Source organism: Frankia sp. CoWAU3 (assembly GCF_977971855.1).
The window spans coordinates 1-1,579 of record NZ_CDWWXB010000162.1; the positions used below are offsets into that span (position 1 = coordinate 1).

Sequence of the window (1,579 nt, forward strand, 5' to 3'; positions counted from 1 at the left end):
AGCACGCCACGGATCGCTTCCGCCCGTCCCCATAGCGGTGCCGGCATGATGTCCAGGCGAGCCGCATCCAGCGGCGGATTCGTTGCGCCAAGCGCGATGGCGGCCAGTGCGAACAGCGGAACCGTGACGGTGAGGGTCGAGCTGAGGATGGCCGGCAGCAGCACGGCGGCGAGGAAATAGGCGCCGATGGCGACCTGGATGCGCCCGGTGAGCCGTCCGGCTGCCAGCAGCCGGTCGCCGAGACGGCCACCGGAGGCAACCCCGGCCAGCGCGGCGGCGCCCAGCAGGCAGCGTCTGCATCCGGCCGGTGTGCCCGCCAGCCTGCCGCGCATTCCGCAGCCCTGATCGGCGGGCACCCGAACCGCGCCGTTGCGGCATCGGGGTGCCCCGTCAGCGCACGTCCGCACCGGAGCAGCGAGTTCCGTAAGGCAGCCGTCAGTTTGTTCGGGCGGCCCGAGTGGCATGCTCCTCAGTACAGCGTCCTTGAGAGCACAGCGTCGACGGGTATCGGCATCTGACGGCATGCCATCGGCATCTGCTGACGCTGGCACGACTGCCGCACCGCCCGGTACCGGGCGGCTGTCATTCGCGCGGCGGTGGCGGGGTGGCCGGGGCAGAGTGGTGGCAGCGCCAGCGCCAGCGGCCGGGTAGACGGGGGCCGGGTGTGCGTAGGTCGGGTGTGCGGACGGCTGCCCGTGACCGCGGCGGGGCGGGGGCGCGAGCTCGTCCGGAGGGGCCGGGATACAGCCAGCCGCGGGAACGGCGCCGAATGCCCGCGGCCGATGCCTTCTTCCTCGAGGTGGAAGGCCCCCGCAGCCCGCAGCAGGTCGGGGGCGTCGCGGTTCTGAGACTCCTCCCCGGCAGCTCCTCGCCCACGCTCGCCGACATCCGCGCCCATGTCGCTCGGCGCCTGGCGGATATTCCCCCGATGTTGCGACGAGTCGTGTCGCCGGGGCCGTTGTCCGGCTACAGATGGGAACTGGCCCGGAGCATCGACCTGTCCTGGCATGTCCGCGAGGTGACCCTGCCGCCCGGCGCCGGCCGGCCCGGGCTCGAACGGTTCGTCTCGCAGGCCACGGCCGTCGCGCTGCGTCGGGACCGTCCCCTGTGGCGGATGTGGTTCGTGCGAGGTGTCGGGCCGGCGGAAGCCGCGGTCGTGGTCGTGTTGCACCACGCCATCGCTGATGGCGTCCGCGCGATCGCCCTGCTGGACCGTTTCCTGGACGGTCCGGAGGATCTGCGTGCTGTGGCGCTGCCCGGAGCCGTGCGGCCGGATTCGCTGTCCGCCTCGCCCGCGCCCGCGCGATGGGTGGCCGTGACCACCGGCATGGTGCGGCTCGGGCTGGACGGAGCCGCGCCCCCCTTCCCCTGGTCTGGGCGATCGGGACCGGCTCGCCGGGTGCGGATGGTGCGGCTGCGACTGCCCGAGGTTCGGGCAGTCGCGCGGGCCGCGAACGCCCGCGTGACCGACGTCCTGCTCGCCATGGTGGCACAGGCCACGGCCCAGCTGCTGGCCGAGCAGGGCCAGCCGTGCGGTGCGGCGGTCCGTGCCATCACGCCGATCTCTCTGCGCACGACA

General features: G+C 73.4%; 2 protein-coding genes. One reads left to right on the forward strand and one right to left on the reverse strand.

The window, feature by feature from the left end; translation table 11 throughout:
* On the reverse strand, window positions 1-356 hold a 356-nt coding region (locus tag AC08ON_RS13710), incomplete at its 3' end, for a hypothetical protein (RefSeq protein WP_476617101.1).
* Window positions 357-769: 413 nt separating this feature from the next.
* Here AC08ON_RS13710 and AC08ON_RS13715 point away from each other — a divergent pair.
* Window positions 770-1,579: wax ester/triacylglycerol synthase domain-containing protein (locus AC08ON_RS13715; protein ID WP_476617102.1), on the forward strand; the 810-nt coding region annotated here is incomplete at its 3' end.